Here is a 19,562-nt window from a genome sequence, read left to right as displayed (position 1 = left end):
TCAACCGCGCGTGGTGCTGCCGTCCAGTTCGCGCATCAGCAGGGCGTAGCGCAGATCGACGTCTTCCGGTACCGGCAGGTACACCGTATGGCCGTCGCCCGGCGCTACCTCGATGGCTTCGCCGCGCTTGTCCTCCAGCCGCTCAAGACGCAGGTTGAGATTGCCCTGCGGCGTCATCAGCTCCAACCGGTCGCCCACCGCGAAACGGTTCTTCACCTTCACCTCGGCCAGCCCGTTGCGCCGCTCGCCGGTCAGTTCGCCGACGAACTGCTGGCGCTCGGAGAGCGAGAAGCCGCGTTCGTAGTTCTGGTATTCGTCATGCACGTGACGGCGCAGGAAACCTTCGGTGTAGCCGCGGTGCGCCAGCGATTCGAGGGTGTCCATCAGAGACCTGTCGAACGGTCGGCCGGCGAGGGCATCGTCGATGGCCTTGCGGTAGACCTGCGCGGTGCGTGCCACGTAGTAGTGGCTCTTGGTACGGCCTTCGATCTTCAGCGAGTGCACACCCATCTGCACCAGGCGCTCGACATGCTGCACGGCGCGCAGGTCCTTGGAGTTCATGATGTAGGTGCCGTGCTCGTCCTCGGTGGCCTCCATGAACTCGCCAGGACGCGAGACGTCCTCGAGCAGGAATACCTTGTCGGTGGGGGCCCCGACGCCCAGGGTCGGGTCGTCCTGCGCCGCGACCTGCTGTACGGCGATGGGCTCGTAGAGATGAACCGAGTTGCCCAGCTCATCCTCCTTCGCCTCGTGGGTCTTGTATTCCCAGCGGCAGGCGTTGGTGCAGGTGCCCTGATTGGGGTCGCGCTTGTTGATGTAGCCGGACAGCAGGCAGCGGCCGGAATAGGCCATGCACAGCGCGCCGTGGACGAACACTTCCAGCTCCATGCCCGGCACCTGTTCGCGGATCTCGCCGATCTCCTCCAGCGATAGCTCACGGGACAGGATCACGCGGCTGACGCCCTGGCTTTCCCAGAACTTCACCGTCGCCCAGTTCACCGCGTTGGCCTGCACCGAAAGGTGGATGGTCTGCTGCGGGAAGTGCTGGCGCACCAGCATGATCAGACCGGGATCGGACATGATCAGCGCATCCGGTCCCATCGCCACCACTGGCTCCAGATCCTTGATGAAGGTCTTCAGCTTGGCGTTGTGCGGGGCGATGTTGACCACCACATAGAACTGCTTGCCCAGCGCGTGCGCCTCGTCGATGCCGAGCTTGAGGTTGGCGTGGTCGAACTCGTTGTTGCGCACGCGCAGGCTGTAGCGCGGCTGCCCGGCATACACCGCATCGGCGCCGTAGGCGAAGGCGTAGCGCATGGATTTCAGCGTGCCGGCAGGCGACAGCAGCTCGGTGCGGTTGGGGGTGCTCATGGCGCGGAACTCGCAGGGGTAACGAAAGCGCGGCATTTTACTGCGCTTGCCCGGCGATTGCGCGTCGTCTTCGATGGTTGCAGAGCGTGACGGCGCCCCGCGGGGCAGGGCGCCGGGCCGTCAGGCCGCGGATGCTTCCTTGAGCATCTCGTAGAGACGGTCCTTGAGCTGCAGCTTCTGCTTCTTCAGATTCTCCACCTCGCTGTCGGTACCCGGCACGATGTGCGCTTCGATGTTCTTTACGTGCTGGTCGAGGTCGTTGTGCTCGTCGAACAGACGGGCAAAGGTCTTGTTTTCCGCCTTGAGACGAGTGATCAGGTCGCGGTACTCGGGAAACATGGCAACTCCTGCGTTGTGGATGAGCGGGCGAGCCGGTCAGGCGTAAGCCGTGACCGGCCTCTTGTCTCCATAGTCATCCTGCGCGGTGCCGGCGGTATTGATCGGTGTCATGCGTCCAGACAGCAAAACGCCGGGACGAGCCCGGCGTTTCGGTCCTGCACTTGGATCAGGCCGCGGCAATCACGTCGCCGTGATTCTCCGGCTCGATCAGCGCGCGGTGCAGCGCGGCGATGGCGGCGTCGTAGTCTTCCTCGTTGACCACGCACTGCATCTCCACCTGGCGGATCGACTGGTGGATCGCCTGGATGCTGATACCTGCCTCGGCCAGCGCGGCCACGGTCTTGGCCAGGATGCCCTTGACCTTGAGGTCCGAACCGATCGCCGAGACGATCGCCAGGTTATGTACGGTGACCTCGGCGGCCGGATACTTTTCCTCGATCAGGCGAGCGGCGCGGGTGATCAGCTTGCGCGAGCCGGAGGTGTAGTAGGTGATGCTGTTGGCGTCGGAATCCTTGTTCACCACATAGAGCTTGAGCTGCTTGAGCAACTTGCTGATTTCCATGTCATGGCTGATGTCGCCGAGCATGTCCTGATCGAACACCTCGATGCCGAAGACGTCCTTGCGCCCGGCGATGATCTCCACGCAGGGCTTCTCGGACTTGTAGTCCTGGCTGATCAGCGTACCGCCGTGCTCGGGCTCGAAGGCGTTCTTGATGCGCAGCTCGACGCCGGCGCGACGCAAGGTCTTGGCCGCGCGCGGATGGATCGCCTCCATGCCGAGGTTCGACAGCTGGTCGGCGACGTCGTAGTTGGTGCGGCCGATGGTCACCACCTTGTCGGCACCGACCAGGTTCGGGTCGGCAGAGGAGAGGTGGAATTCTTTGTGGATGATCGCTTCATGCGCGCCAGTAGCGGCGGCGATCTGGGCGAAGGTGATCTCGCTGTAGCCGCGGTCGTAGGTGTTCATCAGGCCTTCGGCGCAATGCGTATAGCCGGTGGCGACCACCAGTTCGCGGCTCAGGTCGAAGCCGGCGAAGTGGCTGGCGATCATCTCCTCGAACGGCAGGGGCGCTTCCTGCTGCCAGCCGGTGAGGTCGGCCAGGCGCGCGTTGACGCCGCGCTGCTTGAGCGCCAGCACCGAGTTGAAGGCGCTGTGCGCTTCACCGAGGGAGGCGAGCATCTCGCGCACCTTCATCAGGTGTTCGGAGAGCTGGAAGTGCCCGTAGGCGCAGAGCTTCTGCAGGCTGTGCATGCACTCGCTGGCATCGTCGATGCGCGAGTTGATGAACTGGTTGGCGGCGTGCAGCTCGTACTCGGAGCTGAACAGTTCGGCGTTCTTGGCCAGCATGCGCTGGCGCACGTGCTCCAGCGCCTCGCGCCAGGCGCCTTCGCTCTGGGCGTCGGCGAAGCGCTGATAGACGCCGGGTTCGCCGGTTTTCTTGTGTTCCAGCAGCAGGTTGGTCATGCCGCTGTAGGCCGAGACGACGAAGATGCGCTGGTACAGCGCTGCGCCTTCCCGGCGGCCGATGAAGATATTGTCGAGGACTTCCTCGAAGCGGCTCATCGACGTGCCGCCGATCTTTTCTACGGTATGCATCTTTTTATTGCGTCCGAATCTGGCAGGCCGTTGACGGGCCCGGCGCGGCTGGCGCACCTGTCGATCAACGAGCTGGAAGTGAGTTCATCCCTGGGCGAATAAGCGATCGGCCGAGCCGGGGGATCGGGCCCGTCATCAGACGCGCCCGATCGCCTCAGAGATACTGTTGCGGCTGAATGTCCAGCGGCTTGAAGTTCTCACGCTCGGCGACGAAGGCCGGGCGGGGTTTCTGCTCGCAGAACGGCGGCTGCACGGCATTATCCACGTGGTTGTAGACGTAGAACAGATTGCTCCGCGCGCTGGGTGTGATGTTGCCGTTGGAGCCATGCATGGTGTTGCAGTCGAAGAACACCACACTGCCGGCCGGGCCGGTGGCGCAGTCGATGCCGAAGCGGCTAGCCAGCTCGCTCAGGCTGTTCTGATCGGGCACGCCGAACTCCTGCTTGCGCAGGGATTTCTCGTAGTGGTTCTCCGGTGTGGCGCCGACGCAGCGCACGTAGTGCTTGTGCGAGCCGGGCATGAGCATCAGCGGGCCGTTGTGCGGCTCGTTGTCGGTCAAGAGGATCGAGCAGGACAGGCAACGCATGCGCGGCATGCCGTCCTCTACGTGCCAAGTCTCGAAGTCCGAGTGCCAGTAGAACTCCTTGCCGGTGAAGCCGGGCTTGAAGTTCATCCGCGACTGGTGCACGTACAGATCACCGCCGAGGATGAAGCGGGCGATGCCGGCGGTGCGCTCATCGGAGGCTACGCGGGCGAACAGTTCGTTGTCGCTGTGGATGTCGAACACCGAGCGGACGGCGCCGCTGTCGGGTTCCTTGATGGTCTTGCCGGAGCCGGCGACGGCCGGGTCCTGGCGCATGCGCTCGAGTTCGGCACGGAATACCGCGACTTCATCGGCGCTGAACAGATTGGGGATGACCAGGTAGCCGTCGCGTTCGAAACGTTCGATCAGCTCCGCCGCTATCGGCGCATTCTCCAGGTCGCTGCGGTAGACGACCGGATCCAGGCGTTCTTGCCAGCTGGGCTGGTCTTCCTGGCGCGAGGGATACAGGTCGGCTTGCATAGGGTTCACGCTTACCTCCTCTTCTGGTGATGGTGGGGCGGCGCGGTGGCCGCCCCGGTAAACCGGTATCAGACGGTTTCGGCCTCCAGCGGGTAGACGCCACTCTCGTCATGCACTTCCTTGCCGTTGAGCGGCGGGTTGAAGACGCAGGCCATCTTCATGTCCTCGCTGCCGCCACGCAGCAGGTGCTCGTCGTGCTTGTCGAGGATGTACAGCGTGCCGGGCTCGATCTTGTAGATCTTGCCGTCGGCGATGGTCTCGACCTCACCGTTGCCGCTCATGCAGTACACCGACTCCAGGTGGTTCTGGTAGTGGATGTGCGTCTCGGTGCCGGCGTAGATGGTGGTGATATGGAACGAGAAGCCCATGTTGTCGTCCTTGAGCAGCATGCGTGTGCTGTCCCAGGTACCGGTCTTGCTGTGGACCTTGCGGTCAGTCTGCTCGCAGTCGGCGAGTTTTCTCACGATCATCTGCGGGTCCTCCTCAGGAAGCCTGGTTGGCGGTCTGCTCACCCATCACGGCGGCAAACGCCTTGTCGAGAATGGAAAGCGCACGGTCGATCTGCTCTTCGCTGATGATCAGCGGGCAGAGACACTTGACCACTTCGCTGTGGGCGCCGCTGGTCTCGACCACCAGGCCATTGTCGAAGGCGTGACGGCAGACGGCCGAAGCGATTTCGCCATCCGGGCAGCTGATGCCGAGCATCATTCCGCGGCCCTTGAGGAACAGTGAATCCGGGCCGTGACGGCGGATGATGCGCTGCATGCCGTCGGCGATGCGCTTGCCCTTGGCCTTCACGCTATTGGCGAACTCGTCGTTCTGCCAGAAGTGCTCGACGGCCGCGGCGGCGGTGACGAAAGCGTGGTTGTTGCCGCGGAAAGTGCCGTTGTGTTCGCCCGGCTTCCACTGGTCCAGCTCCTGGCGCAGCAGCACCATGGCGAACGGCAGGCCGTAGCCGGACAGCGACTTGGACAGCGTGACGATATCCGGCTGGATGCCCATCTCCTCGAAGCTGAAGAAGGTGCCGGTGCGGCCGCAGCCGGCCTGGATGTCGTCGACGATCAGCAGCATCTCGTGCTTGCGGCAGAGCTTCTCGAGCTTACGCATCCACTCGGCCGATGCGGTGTTCAGACCGCCTTCGCCCTGGACCACTTCGACGATCACCGCGGCCGGCTTGTCGATACCGCTGGACGGGTCGGAGAGCAGCTTGTCCATCATGCCGATGGTGTTGGTCTTGTCGCCAAAGTAGTTGGCATACGGCATGCGGCTGACGTCGGTCAGGCCGATGCCGGAGCCGCCGCGGTGATGCTGGTTGCCGGTGGCGGCCAGCGCGCCGATGCTGCAGCCGTGGAAGCCGTTGGTGAAGCTGATGATGTTGCTACGCCCGGTGACCTTGCGCGCCAGCTTCATCGCCGCCTCGACCGCGTTGGTGCCGGTCGGGCCGGTGAACTGCATGCGGTAGTCACCCATGCCGCGCGGCTCGAGAATCAGGCGATTGAAGGTTTCGAGAAAACGCTCCTTGGCCGCGGTGTACATGTCCAGGCCGTGGGTGATGCCGTCGCTCTCGATGTAGTCGAGCAACGCCTGCTTGAGCACCGGGTGGTTGTGCCCGTAGTTGAGCGTGCCGGCGCCGGCGAGGAAGTCGATGTAGCGCTTGCCGTCCTGAGTGACCAGTTCGGCGCCCTGGGCCTGATTGAAGACCACGGGGAAGGAACGGCAGTAGCTGCGAACCTTGGATTCGTTCAGTTCGAAAGTTTTCATGCGTGCTCCTTGAGCTCTTCTTCTAGATGGGAAACGGTGAACGGGCCAGCGCGGTAGAGCACCTCGTCCTCGTGCTGTCCGGCGAAATGCTCGGCGCGCGAGAACAGCGTGCGCGTGGTGCAGTCGGCACCCAGCTTGTCGAAGGCCCGCTTGAACAGCGCCTGGGACGCTGCATTGTCCGGGGAGATGGTGGTTTCCATGTAGCGCACGCCGTGCTCACGGGCGACCCGTTCGGTCAGCGCCAGCAGCATGCGCAGGGCCAGCCCCTGGCCGCGCATCGAACTGTCGACGGCGACCTGCCAGACGAACAATGTGTCCGGCCGCGAAGGGGGGCGATAACCCGAAATGAAACCGACCAGCTCGCCCTGGGCGTTCTCTGCGGCGATGGCGGTGTCAGCGAAGTCGGAACACTGCAGCAGGTTGCAGTAGACCGAATTGGTATCGAGGGGCTGGCAGCGCGTCACCAGCTGATGCAGGTTGTAACCGTCGCCGTCGGTTGGGCGACGGAGCATTACGGTGGGGAAACTCAAAACAATGCCTTTGGGGTTGTTGATTGAATTCCTTTTTAGGGTAGGCATATCTTGGAAAGTTTCTCAACCCATGTTTCCCGATATGCGAAGTGCGGCGACGCCTATATATCGCCAGAGCCCGCGTTGTTCCTGCGCTGACGCCGCGGATGTTTCTGTCTGTTTCGGTCTCGACAACTGTCGAGCGATAGGCGAACTGCGTGGAAGTTTGCGGAGTGGCTCGGGAAGTTGGACGTAGGCCTGCCGCAGAAGTTCGCCTGAATCCTCATGCAGTCGGCTGCAGGCCTTGCAGTTGCTGGCTTTTGCTGTGATTTGCGGTGTCCGGATTTGGCGCGGGCGGCGAAAGGCCGATTGATCTGCGACGGTCGCGGAGTGTGACCTGTGGGCGCGCTGGTTGAATTAGCCGAGAAAGCCCTGGATATAAGGCGCGGCTCGCTGATTATATGTCGCTGATATGACCGGAATATGTAGGCGAATCATGGCCTGATCTGGATTAGTTGATTGCACTAGTTCAGCTGGCCATATTCGTCGATTGTGAAAACTCCGCCGATCCGCTCTATCACGCGTTATTCGGCGGCTGCGGCGAAGTTCGGATTAGTTCTTCTGGGTGCCTCATTGCCACCAGCGATGGCCCTGGCGCTCGATGAACTGGTGCGCCTGCTCCGGGCCATCCTCGCCGGCGGCGTAAGGCCGTGGTTTGCGGTAGTAGCTGCTCCAGCCGCGCAGGATCGGGTCGACCCAGTTCCAGGCCGCTTCCACCTCGTCACGGCGCATGAACAGCGTCGAATCGCCTTCGATGACATCCAGCAGCAGACGCTCGTAGGCCTCCCAGCGGCGGGTGCTGCTGAAGGCATGGGCCAGGTTGAGGTCCAGTTCCACCGGCTCGAGCTGCATGCCCTTGCCGGGTGCCTTGGCCATCAGCTGCAGGCTGATGCTCTCCTCCGGCTGCAAGCTGATGATCAGGCGGTTGACCTCGCCCTTGGCGAACAGCAGGTGCGGCACCTGTTTGAAGGTGATGATGATCTCCGAGCGCTTGCGCGCCATGCGCTTGCCGGTGCGCAGGTAGAAGGGCACGCCGGCCCAGCGCCAGTTGTCGATTTCGGCCTTCACCGCGACGAAGGTTTCGGTGTCGCTGTCATTGTCGATGTTCGGCTCGAAGTAGTAGGCCGGCACGTCGTGGCCACCGATGCGGCCGGCGCCGTATTGCCCACGCACGGTCTTGTCCAGCACGTCGTTGCCGGTGATCGGCTTGAGCGCCTCGAGCACCTTCACCTTCTCGCCGCGGATGTGCTTGGCGTCGAAACGCACCGGCGCCTCCATCGCCACCAGGCAGAGCAGCTGCAGGAGGTGGTTCTGCAGCATGTCGCGCATGGCGCCGGCGTTGTCGTAGTAGCCGCCGCGGTTTTCCACGCCGAGGGTTTCGGCCACGGTGATCTGCACGTGATCGATATGCCCGGCGCGCCAGATCGGTTCGAACAGGGCGTTGGCGAAGCGCAGCGCCATGAGGTTCTGCACCGTTTCCTTGCCCAGATAGTGGTCGATCCGGTAGATGCGCGCTTCGGGGAATACCGAGCCGATCGCCTCGTTGATTTCCAGTGCCGAATCCAGTGAATGGCCGATGGGTTTTTCCAGCACGATGCGCGCATCGTCACCGGCCAGCCCGGCGCTTTCCAGGTTGGCGGCGATGGGCTCGAACAGGTCCGGCGCGGTGGCCAGGTAGTAGACCCGCACGCGGCCATCGGCCCGGCCGAGATACTGGGCCAGACGCGCGTATTCGCTGCGCTGGGAGGCGTCCATGGCGAAATAGTCGAGGCGCTGGGCGAAGGCTTGCCAGGTCTCGGGGTTGAAGTCGCTGCGCGCGACCTGGGCGCGGCAATGGCGCTCGGCGAGGGCCAGGTAGCCGTCGCGGTCGAGCTTCTTGCGCGCCAGGGCGAGAATGCGCACGCCGGCATGCAGGCGGCCGTCGCGATGCAGGTGATACAGCGCCGGCAGCAGCTTGTGCAGCGTCAGGTCACCGGTCCCGCCGAACACGAGCATGTCACAGGAAATCGACATCGAATCTCTCCCAGGGGCAAAAAATGGGCGTCATGGCGAGGCTTGTAGTATAACTACCGCCCCACTACAACCCGCTGATGGCCGAGCGGTGCCTGCCGCGCCCGAACGAGCCCTCAGTCGTGAGCATAGCGAGCCCGCCACGTGAATCTGCTGCAACACATCGCCCAGTCGAGAAGTCTGCTACGGAAGTCGGAGTTGAAGGTGGCCGACCATGTCCTGCTCGATCCGGCCTCGGTGATGCACAGTTCCATGGCCGATCTGGCGCACACCGTCGGCGTTAGCGAGCCGACCATCGTGCGTTTCTGCCGGGCCATCGGCTGCCTCGGCTTCCAGGACCTCAAGCTCAAGCTGGCGCAGAGCCTGGCCGCCGGCGCCAGCTTCGGCCAGTTCGCCATCAGCGAGAACGATTCGGTGGCTGACTTCGCGCTGAAGATCTTCGACACCACGCTGCACACCCTGATGGAGGTGCGTGAGCGGCTCGACCCGGATGCCTTGCAGCGCGCCATCACCGCCATGGCCAAGGCCGAGCGGGTCGAGTTCTACGGTTTCGGCGCCTCTGGTGCGGTGGCCACCGATGCCCAGCACAAGTTCTTCCGCCTGCTGCTTTCGGCCGCGGCCTATTCCGATCCGCACATGCAGGCGATGTCGGCGGTGACGCTCAAGCCGACCGACGTGGCGATCTGCATTTCCCAGTCCGGTCGCTCCAAGGACCTGCTGATCACCGCCAACGTCGTGCGTGAATCCGGCGCGACGCTGATCACCCTGTGCCCGAGCCAGACACCCCTGGCCGAGCTGGCCACCATCAACCTGGCGATCGACGTGCAGGAAGACACCGAGATCTACACTCCGCTGACCTCGCGTATCGCTCACCTCGTCGTGATCGATGTGTTGGCCATGGGTGTGGCCATGGCCCGTGGGCCGAGTCTGGTCAACCATCTCAAGAGCGTGAAACGCAGCCTGCGCAGCCTTCGGCTGTCGCCGAAGACGGTCAAGGCCCACGAGGACTGAGCGTCTTCATCGCCGCGTCATCACGCTGACTTCATCCTGTCACTCACGGCGCCGATGCTGGTCTCCCGTTACCTGTTCTGGGAGACCGCTCATGCTCCGGCAAACCGACGTCAGCACCCCACTCGACAGCAAGGCCCGTCGCAAGCAGCAGGACGAGCGCCGCATGCGCTTTCGTCGTGCCATCGAAAGCTACACCGAGCAGCGTCAGCTGCATGCCGAACTGAACGACTATGCCGATGCGCTGGTGCTCAGCTCGCTGCTGGAGTCATCGGCGAGCCGGCGAAGCGCTCCGCCAGCGCACTGATCTGCGCACGCTCTTCACGGAGGAAGGCGAAGAACGCCTGGGCCACCGGGCTCAGGCGCTTACCGCGCGGGTGAACCACGCACCAGCTGCGTTGCAGCGGCAGTTCCTGCACTGGCAGCTCACGCAGCAGTCCGCAGGCCAGCTCCAGATGCACCGCATGGCGCGGCAGCAGCGCCAGTCCCAGGCCGGCCACCACGCATTCACGCAACGCATCCAGCGAGGCGACCTGGATGGTCTGGGTGAAGTGGGCGCGTTTCTGTCGCAGATAATCTTCTGCGGCCCTGCGTGTGCCGGAGCCGGGTTCGCGCGTTAGTAGCGGATAGCTGGTCAGATCCTGCAGCGACAGCGTGGCCGCATGGCACAGCGGATGCTCAGGCGGGGCCACGGCAATGATCGGGTTGTTGAGGAACGGCATGAATTCCAGGTCCATGTCGGTGGGTACCTGGGACATGATCAGCAGGTCGTCACGGCTGACCGACAGGCGTTTCACCGCCTGGGCGTGATTGACCACCACCAGCTGCAGGCTGACCTCCGGATGCAGCCGCTTGAAGGCGGCGAACAGGTGCGGCGTGATGTACTTGGCGCTGGATTCCACGGCCAGGTTCAGCTGCCCCTGTAGCGAGCCCAGCAGGTCGGACAGCTGCATGTCGAGGCTGTCGAGCCGGCCGAAGATATCGGTGCTGGCGCGCTGCAGCGCTTCGGCGGCGTCGGTCAGGTAGAGCTTCTTACCGACGTACTCGAACAGCGGTTGGCCGACCAATTCTTCCAGCTGGCGGATCTGCAGGCTCACTGCTGGCTGGGTCAGCGCCATTTCCTCAGCGGCACGGCTGTAGGAAAGCGTCTCACAGACTGCGCGAAACACCTGAAGCTGGCGCAATGTCATGCGCATCAATGATTTTCGCATCGTTTTCTCGTTGTTTCGATCATCTTTATGGTCGGCGAGTCAGTGCGCGAATTTCCTGCCTGTTCGGTCAGAAAGCAGGCGCACAGCAGGTGTATATAAGTAAATACTTATCCTCAGGAAAACAATTATTCATTTTCAGTAATCGCCCTCACGGGCGTAGGGTGAAATGACTCGTTGCAAATGCGAGTGATCATGACCCGCTCGCGGGTCGCCTGCTCAACGATCCGAGGGAAGACAGCGTGATCAAGAAGCTGCTGATCGCCAACCGCGGGGAAATCGCGGTACGCATCGTCCGCGCCTGTGCCGAAATGGGCGTTCGCTCGGTGGCGGTGTTCTCCGAAGCCGACCGCCATGCGCTGCACGTCAAGCGCGCCGACGAAGCCTATTTCATCGGCGAGGACCCGCTGGCCGGCTACCTGAACCCGCGCAAGCTGGTCAATTTGGCGGTGGAAACCGGCTGCGATGCTTTGCATCCGGGCTATGGTTTCCTCTCCGAAAATGCGGAACTGGCGGATATCTGCGCCGAACGTGGAATCAAGTTCGTCGGCCCCAGCGCCGAAGTGATTCGTCGCATGGGCGACAAGACCGAAGCCCGGCGCAGCATGATCAAGGCCGGCGTGCCGGTCACGCCGGGCACCGAAGGCAACGTCAAGGACCTCGCCGAGGCGCTGCGCGAAGCCGAGCGCATCGGTTACCCGGTGATGCTCAAGGCCACCTCCGGCGGTGGCGGCCGCGGCATTCGCCGCTGCAATTCGCGGGCAGAGCTGGAATCGGCCTATCCACGGGTGATCTCCGAGGCGACCAAGGCCTTCGGCAGCGCCGAGGTGTTCCTGGAAAAGTGCATCGTCGAACCCAAGCACATCGAGGCGCAGGTGCTCGCCGACAGCTTCGGCAACACCGTGCACCTGTTCGAGCGCGACTGCTCGATCCAGCGGCGCAACCAGAAGCTCATCGAGATCGCGCCGAGCCCGCAGCTCACCCCCGAGCAGCGCGCCTATATCGGCGACCTGGCCGTGCGCGCGGCCAAGGCGGTGGGCTACGAGAACGCCGGTACCGTGGAGTTTCTGCTCGCCGATGGCGAGGTGTACTTCATGGAGATGAACACCCGGGTGCAGGTGGAGCACACCATCACCGAGGAAATCACCGGTATCGATATCGTTCGCGAGCAGATCCGCATCGCTTCGGGCCAGCCGCTATCGGTCAAGCAGGAGGACATCCAGCATCGCGGCTTCTCCCTGCAGTTCCGCATCAACGCCGAAGACCCGCGCAACAACTTTCTGCCCTGCTTCGGCAAGATCACCCGCTACTACGCGCCCGGTGGCCCCGGCGTGCGCACCGACACGGCGATCTACACCGGTTACACCATCCCACCGTATTACGACTCCATGTGCCTGAAGCTGGTGGTCTGGGCGCTGACCTGGGAAGAGGCGCTGGCCCGGGGGTCGCGTGCACTGGACGACATGCGCGTGCAGGGCGTGAAGACCACCGCCACCTACTACCAGCAGATTCTCGCCAACCCGGATTTCCGCAGCGGCCAGTTCAACACCAGCTTCGTCGACAACCATCCGGAACTGCTGAACTACTCGATCAAACGCAAGCCGGGCGAACTGGCCCTGGCCATCGCCGCCGCCATCGCCGCCCACGCAGGCCTGTGAGGAACGCACCATGACCGTCCAGAAGAAAATCTCCGTCACCGACACCATCCTGCGTGACGCCCATCAGTCGCTGCTGGCCACCCGCATGCGCACCGAAGACATGCTGCCGATCTGCGACAAGCTCGACCGCGTCGGCTACTGGTCGCTGGAAGTCTGGGGCGGCGCCACCTTCGATGCCTGCGTGCGCTTCCTCAAGGAAGATCCCTGGGAGCGCCTGCGTCAGCTCAAGGCTGCGCTGCCCAATACCCGCCTGCAGATGCTGCTGCGCGGGCAGAACCTGCTCGGCTACCGCCACTACAGCGACGATGTGGTCGAGGCATTCGTTGCCAAGGCGGCAGAGAACGGCATCGACGTGTTCCGCATCTTCGATGCGATGAACGACGTGCGGAACCTGGAAACCGCCATCCGTGCGGTGAAGAAGAGCGGCAAGCACGCTCAGGGCACCATCGCCTACACCACCAGCCCGGTGCACACCACCGAGGCGTTCGTCGAGCAGGCACGGCAGATGGCGGCCATGGGCGTCGACTCCATCGCCATCAAGGACATGGCCGGCCTGCTGACCCCTTATGCCACGGGCGAACTGGTCAAGGCGCTGAAGGCCGCACTGCCCGAGCTGGATGTGGTGATCCACTCCCACGACACCGCTGGCGTCGCCAGCATGTGCCAGCTCAAGGCCGTGGAGAACGGCGCCGATCGCATCGACACCGCCATCTCCAGCATGGCCTGGGGCACCAGCCATCCGGGCACCGAGTCCATGGTCGCCGCGCTGCGCGGCACGCCATACGACACCGGCCTCGATCTGGAGCTGCTGCAGGAGATCGGTCTGTACTTCTACGCCGTGCGCAAGAAGTACCACCAGTTCGAAAGCGAATTCACCGGCGTCGACACCCGTGTGCAGGTGAACCAGGTGCCCGGCGGGATGATTTCCAACCTCGCCAACCAGCTCAAGGAGCAGGGCGCGCTGCACCGTATGGATGAAGTGCTGGCCGAGATCCCCAAGGTGCGCAAGGATCTCGGCTACCCACCGCTGGTTACCCCGACCTCGCAGATCGTCGGCACCCAGGCGTTCTTCAACGTGCTCGCCGGTGAGCGCTACAAGACCATCACCACCGAGGTGAAGTACTACCTGCAGGGGCGCTACGGCAAGGCGCCGGCGCCGGTGTGCGAGCACCTGCGCTTCCAGGCCATCGGTAGCGAGGAGGTCATCGAATGCCGCCCGGCCGACCTGCTGGCGCCGGAGCTGGACAAGCTGCGCAAGGACATCGGCGGACTGGCCAAGAGCGAAGAAGACGTGCTGACCTTCGCCATGTTCCCGGACATCGGCCGCAAGTTCCTCGAGGAGCGCGAGGCAGGCACGTTGCAGCCGGAAGTGCTGCTGCCGATTCCCGATGGCAATGTCGCGGCGGCCAGCGTCGAAGGTACGCCGACCGAGTTCGTCATCGATGTCCACGGCGAGAGCTACCGTGTCGACATCACCGGTGTCGGCGTCAAGGGCGAGGGCAAGCGGCACTTCTACCTGTCCATCGACGGCATGCCGGAGGAAGTGGTGTTCGAGCCGTTGAACGCTTTCGTCGGCGGTGGCGGCAGCGGGCGCAAGCAGGCCAGCGCGCCGGGTGACGTCAGCACCACCATGCCGGGCAACGTGGTCGACGTGCTGGTCGCCGTCGGCGATGCGGTGAAGGCCGGGCAGACGGTGCTGGTCAGCGAGGCGATGAAGATGGAGACCGAGATCCAGGCACCGATCGCCGGCACCGTGAAGGCCGTTCACGTCGCTAAAGGTGACCGGGTGAACCCGGGAGAAGTCTTGATAGAGATCGAGGGCTGAGTGAAGGGTGGCGTGGCGAGCCGATCGCGCCACGCCAGCGTCGTTTCGATCCGCCTGCCCGCGCGCTGTAGCGGGCGGCGGAACGTAGCGCGCTGGCAATGTGTCCCCTTTGGGAGCCCCAGCGGCTCCTTTTTTTCGAGCCTGTGGATGCCAGGGAGCGGTTCAATTTCCGAGCTGTGGAGAATCTAGATGGGTATCGACCCGGTAGTGCTGTTCTTCGTCTTCGGCCTGTTAGCCGGGCTGGTGAAGAGCGAGTTGAAGTTGCCACCAGCGCTGTACGAGACGCTGTCGATCGTGCTCTTGCTGGCGATCGGTCTGCATGGCGGGGTGGAGCTGGCCGAGCAGGCCAGTGCCGCGTTGCTTGGCCAGTCGCTGCTGGTGCTGGCGCTGGGTGTGCTGCTGCCGATCCTGGCGTTCGGCCTGCTGCGCGGCCTGCGCTTCGATAGGGTCAACGCCGCGGCGGTGGCGGCGCACTACGGGTCGGTGAGCGCCGGTACCTTCGCCGTGGTGGTGGCGTACCTGGCGGCGCGCGAGGTGTTCTTCGAAAGCTACATGCCGCTGTTCGTGGCGATCCTCGAGATCCCGGCGATCCTGGTGGGCATCCTGCTGGCCAAGGGTGTGTCGAAGGACACCGACTGGAAGGAGCTGGGCCGCGAGATCTTCCTCGGCAAGAGCATCATGCTGCTGCTCGGCGGCCTGCTGATCGGCGCCATTGCCGGCAAGGAGGCGATCAAACCCCTCGAACCCTTGTACACCAGTATGTTCAAACCGGTACTGGCGTTCTTCCTGCTGGAGATGGGCCTGATCGCCTCCGGGCAACTCGGCTCGCTCAAACGCTACGGTGCCAAGCTGGCTGCCTTCGCACTGGTCATGCCGCTGATCGGTGCGCTGATCGGCGCTCTGCTGGCGCGCTTCATGGGGCTTTCGCTGGGCGGCACGGCGATGCTCGCCACGCTGGCCGCGAGTGCGTCCTACATCGCGGTGCCGGCAGCGATGCGTCTGGCGGTGCCGGAGGCCAATCCGTCGCTGTCGCTGACCGCGTCGCTGGGCATCACCTTTCCGTTCAACATCCTGATCGGTATTCCGCTCTACCTGGCCCTGGCCGAGCGGCTGATCGCCTGGGGGTTCTGACATGAACGCGCACAACCGAACACTGCTGACCGTGATCTGCGAAGCGGCTCTGGAACACAAGCTGGAGGCCGACCTGAAAACCCTCGGCGCTCCGGGCTGGACGCTGTCCGATGCCCGCGGCAGCGGCAGTCGCGGCGTCCGCAGCGCCGGCTGGGAGACCGATGGCAACATCCGCCTGGAAGTGATCTGCAGTCGCGACGTCGCCGAGCGCATCGCCGAGCACCTGCAGGCGCGCTACTACGCGAATTTCGCCATGGTCTGCTACCTCAGCGAGGTGGAAGTGCTGCGCCCGGAGAAGTTCTGATCCGCGCTGTGATGCCGCCTGGCCGGCGGGCGTCCATCCTCGACCAGGAACCGACGGAGCTGCCGATGCACGCCCTGCTGCAGGAGATTCTCGACGAAGTACGCCCGCTGCTCGGGCGCGGCCGTGTGGCTGACTACATTCCGGCGCTGGCCGACGTGCCAGCCGACCAGCTGGGGATTGCCGTGTGCAGCGCCGAGGGCGAATTGTTCGAGGCCGGCGATGCGCGGACGCCGTTTTCGATCCAGAGCATCTCCAAGGTGTTCAGCCTGGTGCAGGCCATCGGCCATCGGGGCGAGTCGCTGTGGGCGCGTCTCGGTCACGAGCCGTCCGGGCAGCCGTTCAATTCGCTGGTGCAGCTGGAATTCGAGCGCGGCCGCCCGCGCAACCCGTTCATCAACGCCGGCGCGCTGGTGATCTGCGACGTCAACCAGTCACGCTTCGCCACTCCGGAGCTGTCGATGCGCGACTTCGTCCGGCACCTGTCGGGCAACCCGCTGATCGTCTCGGACACCAAGGTCGCCGAGTCCGAATACCAGCATCGCGCACGCAACGCCGCCATGGCCTACCTGATGCAGGCCTTCGGCAACTTCCATAACGACGTCGAGGCGGTGCTGCGCAGCTACTTTCATCATTGCGCGCTGCGCATGAACTGCGTCGATCTGGCCCGAGCGTTCGGCTTCCTCGCCCGCGACGGCATCTGTCCGCAGGGCGGCGAGGCCGTGCTCTCGCCGCGCCAGACCAAGCAGGTCAACGCCATCATGGCCACCAGTGGCCTCTACGACGAGGCCGGCAACTTCGCCTACCGGGTCGGTCTGCCCGGCAAGAGCGGCGTCGGCGGCGGCATCGTCGCGGTGGTGCCCGGGCGCTTCAGCGTCTGCGTCTGGTCCCCGGAACTCAACGCCGCCGGCAATTCGCTGATCGGCATGGCCGCACTCGAGGCGCTCTCGCAGCGCATCGGCTGGTCCGTCTTCTGACGGCAGCGGCCCATCACCTATAACCATTGGAGAGAAGCGACATGAGTGACGACAGGAGAAGTGAAACCGCCGAGGAGGCCCTCGAACAGATCGTCACCGGCGTGCGGCGCTTTCGCGAAGAGGTGTATCCCGAGCAGCGCGAGCTGTTCAAGAAGCTGGCCCATGAGCAGACGCCAAGGGCCATGTTCATCACCTGCGCCGATTCCCGGATCATCCCCGAGCTGATCACCCAGAGCTCACCGGGCGATCTGTTCGTCACGCGGAACGTCGGCAACGTGGTACCGCCCTACGGGCAGATGAACGGTGGTGTCTCGACCGCCATCGAATTCGCCGTCATGGCGCTCGGCGTGCAGCACATCATCGTCTGTGGGCATTCCGACTGCGGGGCGATGAAGGCGGTGCTCAATCCAGCCGAGCTGAAACGCATGCCCACGGTGAAGGGCTGGCTGCGCCATGCCGAGGTGGCGAAGATCGTCGTCGAGCAGAACTGCGGCTGCGCCGACCACAACACCCTCGGCATCCTCACCCAGGAGAATGTCGTGGCGCAGCTCGACCACCTGCGCACGCACCCGTCGGTTGCCGCACGGCTGGCCAGTGGCGAGCTGTTCATCCATGGCTGGCTGTACGACATCGAAACCAGCGAGATCCGCGCATACGATGCCGAGCGCGGCGAGTGGCGGGTGATCGGCGACGGACCGCTGCCGATGGCGACGCCGCGGCCGCGCTACCGCGCGAGCTGAGGCTCAGCGGTTGCCGGCCAGTGCCTTGCCGCGGTGCTGGATCAGGTAGCACAGGTCCGGTGTCTTGCTGCAACCGGCATAGCCCTCGGCGATCACCTCGTCCAGGGCCTTCTGCAGGCGGCTTATGACCTCGTCCGGGGTGTCGGGGCTCAGCGCCAGGTACAGCGGTTCGCTGCGATAGCTCAGCACGACCTGCAGCTGGCTCTCGTCGATGCCCTGCTGTCGGGCGTGATAGCGCCACACCGGATCGGCCGCCGCCCACAGGTCGATCCGCCCGGTCATCAATTTGCGCAGGTTCTCGGCATCGTTGAGGCTGTTGCTGACGTCCAGGTTCTGGCTCTCCAGATACAGGCTGACGCTACCGGCGCTATGTGCGCCGACCCGATAGCCTCGGGCCTGGGCAAGACTGTCGAGCCTCAGGCCATTGCCGGCGGGCGCCAGCAGCACGCTGTCGTGGTGCGCCAGGGGCCCGACCCACTTGAACTGACCGGCGTTCTGCGGCGTGCGCGCCACCGAGAACAGACCATGGGCGGGCTGCTGCTGGGTCTGCTCGTAGAGTCGGCTCCAGGGGCCGCGCAGGGTCAGGTTGTAGGCGATGCCGGCGCGGCGGAAGATGTCGCGCACCGTATCGGTGCCGATGCCTTCGATGTTGTCACCGCGGGCGAAGGTCTTGCTGTTGGGGCCCATGTTGAAGGGCGGGAAGCTGTCGGTTTGCAGGGTGATTTCGTAATTGGCGGGCAGTTCGGCCTGGGCGGCGAATGCTGCACCGATGAGCAGGGCGAACAGCGCCCCGGTGGTACCGGATCTGGCCATGGCATCGGCTCCTTGACGCTTTTCTTGTTGTTGTCGGCGTAAGCAAGGGTAGTGGTGCGGCGGGCACACTGCCAGCCAGCTGCGCCTGCCATGCGGGGCAGCGCGCATTTTCTGGCTGTTCAGCCGGCCATTTCGCCGCACAGATCGCGGCCGAACCAGTGTTCCACCTGGGCCTGATCGAGGCCGGCGGCGAGCAGGGCGAACAGCTTGCCCAGCGCCGCTTCGCGGGTCATGCCGCCGCCGGAGATCAGCCCGGCATCACGCAGCGCGCTGCCGGCGGCATAGACGCCGAAATCCACATGGCCGCCCGGGCACTGGCTGATTGCCGCCAGCACCACGCCCTGGCGGTGCGCCTGGCGCAGCGCCGCGATGAAATCGACGTCGTCCGCCGGCCCGGTGCCGCTGCCGTAGCATTCCAGCAGCAGCGCCTGGGCACCGCTGGCCACCAGCGCCTGGACCTGGGCCGCGCCGACACCGGGATATAGCGGCAGCACCATGACCTGCGCCGAGCGCTGCGGCAGCAATGCCGGCGCTCGCTCGGTTGTGACCGCTGCCAGGCGCTGGCGCGGCGCTTCGGCGAAGGCATCGAAGGCTTCGCTGCGCAGCTTGCTGACCCGCGCACCGTGCAGCAGCGCACCGTTGAAGTACAGCTGCACACCTTGCACCTGCCCGGCCTGCAGGGCGCGCATGGCGCCGAACAGATTGGGCCAGGCGTCACTGCCCTCGCTGCCGGCCGGCAGCATGGCACCGGTGAGCAGCACCGGTACCGGCAGGTCGAGCAGCAGGAAGGACAGCGCGGCGGCGCTGTATGCCAGGGTATCGGTGCCATGCAGCAGCAGGACCGCATCGCAGCCGTCCACCGTCACCGCGCTGCGGATGCTTTCGGCCATCTGCAGCCAGTGGCGCGGCTGCATGTTGGCGCTGTCCAGCAGCGGCTGCAGTTCGTGGAAGGTCCAGTCCGGCAGCGGCCCGGCCTCGTGCGCCTGCTGCTCGCGCATGCGGGCTTCGAAGCCGGAGGCCGGCAGCAGCCCGGCGGCGCTTTGCTGCATGCCGATGGTGCCGCCGGTGTAGAGCACCAGCAGACGTTGAATAGATGGGTTCACGCACGCTCCTCGCTCGTCGGCGCAGCCGTCGAAAAAATAAGGCGGGTAGGGCTGGCACCCGCCGCCGCATGTTAACGGAGCGGCGGGT

General features: G+C 64.4%; 19 protein-coding genes. 8 read left to right on the top strand and 11 right to left on the bottom strand.

What is annotated here, in order from left to right:
* The 8 genes from trhP to zwf all read right to left on the bottom strand — a co-directional run bounded on the left by trhP (position 1) and on the right by zwf (position 8,713).
* On the bottom strand, positions 1-1,371 hold the full coding sequence (trhP, locus tag NAO55_RS02410) for a prephenate-dependent tRNA uridine(34) hydroxylase TrhP (protein WP_053527139.1): 1,371 nt from the start codon (positions 1,369-1,371) through the stop codon (positions 1-3).
* Between the two features lie 120 nt (positions 1,372-1,491).
* Positions 1,492-1,710 (bottom strand): HP1242/YdcH family protein, encoded by a 219-nt coding sequence (locus NAO55_RS02405; protein ID WP_095461209.1) that lies wholly within the window; start codon positions 1,708-1,710, stop codon positions 1,492-1,494.
* Between the two features lie 166 nt (positions 1,711-1,876).
* Entirely contained in the window at positions 1,877-3,307 is a 1,431-nt protein-coding gene (locus NAO55_RS02400; protein WP_102839308.1) for an aspartate kinase, read from the bottom strand.
* A 154-nt stretch (positions 3,308-3,461) separates the two neighbouring features.
* The gene (gene thpD / locus NAO55_RS02395) at positions 3,462-4,370 is read right to left on the bottom strand and encodes an ectoine hydroxylase (RefSeq protein WP_102839309.1); all 909 of its coding nucleotides are present in this window, start codon (positions 4,368-4,370) and stop codon (positions 3,462-3,464) included.
* Positions 4,371-4,438: 68 nt separating this feature from the next.
* Positions 4,439-4,840 carry an ectoine synthase gene (locus NAO55_RS02390; protein WP_063541230.1) on the bottom strand — a complete coding sequence of 134 codons (402 nt, stop codon included), beginning with the start codon at positions 4,838-4,840 and terminating at the stop codon, positions 4,439-4,441.
* A gap of 13 nt (positions 4,841-4,853) precedes the next feature.
* Positions 4,854-6,131 (bottom strand): diaminobutyrate--2-oxoglutarate transaminase, encoded by a 1,278-nt coding sequence (ectB, locus tag NAO55_RS02385; RefSeq protein ID WP_102839310.1) that lies wholly within the window; start codon positions 6,129-6,131, stop codon positions 4,854-4,856.
* Positions 6,128-6,643 (bottom strand): diaminobutyrate acetyltransferase, encoded by a 516-nt coding sequence (gene ectA, locus NAO55_RS02380; protein WP_102839311.1) that lies wholly within the window; start codon positions 6,641-6,643, stop codon positions 6,128-6,130. The genes ectB and ectA overlap by 4 nt, the downstream gene beginning before the upstream one ends.
* A 627-nt stretch (positions 6,644-7,270) precedes the next feature.
* Positions 7,271-8,713 carry a glucose-6-phosphate dehydrogenase gene (gene zwf, locus NAO55_RS02375; RefSeq protein ID WP_102839312.1) on the bottom strand — a complete coding sequence of 481 codons (1,443 nt, stop codon included), beginning with the start codon at positions 8,711-8,713 and terminating at the stop codon, positions 7,271-7,273.
* 141 nt (positions 8,714-8,854) lie between these two features.
* Between zwf and hexR the strand changes: the two genes are divergently transcribed.
* Both hexR and NAO55_RS02365 read left to right on the top strand, forming a co-directional pair.
* Positions 8,855-9,721: a transcriptional regulator HexR gene (gene hexR / locus NAO55_RS02370; protein ID WP_014595478.1), complete on the top strand. Its 867-nt coding sequence runs from the start codon at positions 8,855-8,857 to the stop codon at positions 9,719-9,721.
* A gap of 91 nt (positions 9,722-9,812) precedes the next feature.
* The gene (locus NAO55_RS02365) at positions 9,813-10,025 is read left to right on the top strand and encodes a PA3496 family putative envelope integrity protein (RefSeq protein ID WP_003296781.1); all 213 of its coding nucleotides are present in this window, start codon (positions 9,813-9,815) and stop codon (positions 10,023-10,025) included.
* Here NAO55_RS02365 and NAO55_RS02360 read toward each other — a convergent pair.
* On the bottom strand, positions 9,970-10,929 hold the full coding sequence (locus tag NAO55_RS02360) for a LysR family transcriptional regulator (RefSeq protein ID WP_063541226.1): 960 nt from the start codon (positions 10,927-10,929) through the stop codon (positions 9,970-9,972). The two genes, NAO55_RS02365 and NAO55_RS02360, sit on opposite strands and share 56 nt — an antisense overlap.
* A 239-nt stretch (positions 10,930-11,168) precedes the next feature.
* On the opposite strand from NAO55_RS02360, the gene NAO55_RS02355 reads away from it, so the two are divergent.
* The 6 genes from NAO55_RS02355 to NAO55_RS02330 all read left to right on the top strand — a co-directional run bounded on the left by NAO55_RS02355 (position 11,169) and on the right by NAO55_RS02330 (position 17,558).
* The gene (locus NAO55_RS02355) at positions 11,169-12,584 is read left to right on the top strand and encodes an acetyl-CoA carboxylase biotin carboxylase subunit (RefSeq protein WP_102839313.1); all 1,416 of its coding nucleotides are present in this window, start codon (positions 11,169-11,171) and stop codon (positions 12,582-12,584) included.
* A gap of 10 nt (positions 12,585-12,594) precedes the next feature.
* The gene (gene oadA / locus NAO55_RS02350) at positions 12,595-14,409 is read left to right on the top strand and encodes a sodium-extruding oxaloacetate decarboxylase subunit alpha (RefSeq protein WP_102839314.1); all 1,815 of its coding nucleotides are present in this window, start codon (positions 12,595-12,597) and stop codon (positions 14,407-14,409) included.
* A 189-nt stretch (positions 14,410-14,598) separates the two neighbouring features.
* Positions 14,599-15,540: a sodium-dependent bicarbonate transport family permease gene (locus NAO55_RS02345; protein WP_102839315.1), complete on the top strand. Its 942-nt coding sequence runs from the start codon at positions 14,599-14,601 to the stop codon at positions 15,538-15,540.
* A gap of 1 nt (position 15,541) precedes the next feature.
* The gene (locus NAO55_RS02340; RefSeq protein WP_011911435.1) at positions 15,542-15,844 is read left to right on the top strand and encodes a P-II family nitrogen regulator; all 303 of its coding nucleotides are present in this window, start codon (positions 15,542-15,544) and stop codon (positions 15,842-15,844) included.
* A 65-nt stretch (positions 15,845-15,909) separates the two neighbouring features.
* Complete coding sequence (glsB, locus tag NAO55_RS02335) at positions 15,910-16,818, top strand: glutaminase B (RefSeq protein ID WP_102839316.1); 909 nt, start codon at positions 15,910-15,912, stop codon at positions 16,816-16,818.
* A gap of 41 nt (positions 16,819-16,859) precedes the next feature.
* Entirely contained in the window at positions 16,860-17,558 is a 699-nt protein-coding gene (locus NAO55_RS02330; protein WP_102839317.1) for a carbonic anhydrase, read from the top strand.
* Between the two features lie 3 nt (positions 17,559-17,561).
* Here NAO55_RS02330 and NAO55_RS02325 read toward each other — a convergent pair whose 3' ends face one another.
* Both NAO55_RS02325 and NAO55_RS02320 read right to left on the bottom strand, forming a co-directional pair.
* The gene (locus tag NAO55_RS02325; RefSeq protein WP_102839318.1) at positions 17,562-18,371 is read right to left on the bottom strand and encodes a substrate-binding periplasmic protein; all 810 of its coding nucleotides are present in this window, start codon (positions 18,369-18,371) and stop codon (positions 17,562-17,564) included.
* A 119-nt stretch (positions 18,372-18,490) separates the two neighbouring features.
* Positions 18,491-19,474 carry an asparaginase gene (locus tag NAO55_RS02320; protein ID WP_102839319.1) on the bottom strand — a complete coding sequence of 328 codons (984 nt, stop codon included), beginning with the start codon at positions 19,472-19,474 and terminating at the stop codon, positions 18,491-18,493.
* Between the last annotated feature and the right edge of the window lie 88 nt (positions 19,475-19,562).

Source organism: Stutzerimonas frequens (genome assembly GCF_024448335.1).
GTDB classification, from domain to species: Bacteria; Pseudomonadota; Gammaproteobacteria; order Pseudomonadales; family Pseudomonadaceae; genus Stutzerimonas; species Stutzerimonas frequens.
This window is presented reverse-complemented; position numbering and strand designations above follow the sequence as displayed.

Bases quoted from the DNA above. Each gene is read 5' to 3' on its own strand.
- ectA (WP_102839311.1), bottom strand. From the start codon at position 6,643: ATGCTCCGTCGCCCAACCGACGGCGACGGTTACAACCTGCATCAGCTG.
- glsB (WP_102839316.1), top strand. From the start codon at position 15,910: ATGCACGCCCTGCTGCAGGAGATTCTCGACGAAGTACGCCCGCTGCTC.
- NAO55_RS02390 (WP_063541230.1), bottom strand. From the start codon at position 4,840: ATGATCGTGAGAAAACTCGCCGACTGCGAGCAGACTGACCGCAAGGTC.
- NAO55_RS02345 (WP_102839315.1), top strand. From the start codon at position 14,599: ATGGGTATCGACCCGGTAGTGCTGTTCTTCGTCTTCGGCCTGTTAGCC.
- NAO55_RS02325 (WP_102839318.1), bottom strand. From the start codon at position 18,371: ATGGCCAGATCCGGTACCACCGGGGCGCTGTTCGCCCTGCTCATCGGT.
- NAO55_RS02400 (WP_102839308.1), bottom strand. From the start codon at position 3,307: ATGCATACCGTAGAAAAGATCGGCGGCACGTCGATGAGCCGCTTCGAG.
- NAO55_RS02365 (WP_003296781.1), top strand. From the start codon at position 9,813: ATGCTCCGGCAAACCGACGTCAGCACCCCACTCGACAGCAAGGCCCGT.
- zwf (WP_102839312.1), bottom strand. From the start codon at position 8,713: ATGTCGATTTCCTGTGACATGCTCGTGTTCGGCGGGACCGGTGACCTG.
- ectB (WP_102839310.1), bottom strand. From the start codon at position 6,131: ATGAAAACTTTCGAACTGAACGAATCCAAGGTTCGCAGCTACTGCCGT.
- NAO55_RS02360 (WP_063541226.1), bottom strand. From the start codon at position 10,929: ATGCGAAAATCATTGATGCGCATGACATTGCGCCAGCTTCAGGTGTTT.
- thpD (WP_102839309.1), bottom strand. From the start codon at position 4,370: ATGCAAGCCGACCTGTATCCCTCGCGCCAGGAAGACCAGCCCAGCTGG.
- NAO55_RS02330 (WP_102839317.1), top strand. From the start codon at position 16,860: ATGAGTGACGACAGGAGAAGTGAAACCGCCGAGGAGGCCCTCGAACAG.
- NAO55_RS02405 (WP_095461209.1), bottom strand. From the start codon at position 1,710: ATGTTTCCCGAGTACCGCGACCTGATCACTCGTCTCAAGGCGGAAAAC.
- trhP (WP_053527139.1), bottom strand. From the start codon at position 1,371: ATGAGCACCCCCAACCGCACCGAGCTGCTGTCGCCTGCCGGCACGCTG.
- oadA (WP_102839314.1), top strand. From the start codon at position 12,595: ATGACCGTCCAGAAGAAAATCTCCGTCACCGACACCATCCTGCGTGAC.
- NAO55_RS02340 (WP_011911435.1), top strand. From the start codon at position 15,542: ATGAACGCGCACAACCGAACACTGCTGACCGTGATCTGCGAAGCGGCT.